Annotated in this window: 1 protein-coding gene; it reads right to left on the minus strand. The window is 72.5% G+C overall.

Annotated features, from left to right (window positions below; translation table 11 throughout):
- Positions 1-36: 36 nt before the first annotated feature.
- Positions 37-570, minus strand: a 534-nt coding sequence (locus P1P70_RS45560) for a hypothetical protein (RefSeq protein ID WP_319248484.1), incomplete at its 5' end; no start/stop codon positions are given.

Genomic DNA, 570 nt, shown 5'->3' on the forward strand with positions numbered 1-570 from the left:
TCGCGGGACCGTTCATTGTTTTTATAATACCAGCCCCTAACCCACCCGTCCGCCCTTCACCGACTCGCCGAGCTGGTCGTCGGCAGGGACTTCACCGACCCGGTCCAGCTCGGCGAGAAGCTCCGCCAGCACAACCTCATCCGCGCCCTCCTCGACGTCGCGGGCGACACCCCCGTCACCGTCCCGGAGATCGCCCGCGAGTTCGCGAAGCGCGGCGGCGGCGCGGCCTGGGACGAGGCGGCCCGGACCGACATCGACCTGGTCGCCACCGGCCTCGCCCGTCTGCTCGCGCTGGTCTCGACCGCCCGTGCCCAGGACCCGGACACCGGACACATCAGGCCCTTCCTCCGCGTAGAGGCGCAGCTCTGGGTTCGCGAGGTCCGCCGCGTCATCCGCGCCGCGACGCCGACGCCTCACTTCCGCTGGTTCGACGACGACGGCCCCACCGGCGATACCCGCCCCAACCCGGCGAACCTCGCCGTCTACCCCTCCGCCGAGGTGGACAGCACCGCCGACGCCGACATGGACGCAGACGCCCCGGACGACGGCGCCCCGGGCCTCGCCCCGAAC

It is taken from the genome of Streptomyces sp. MB09-02B, from assembly GCF_033794485.1.
GTDB lineage: Bacteria > Actinomycetota > Actinomycetes > Streptomycetales > Streptomycetaceae > Streptomyces.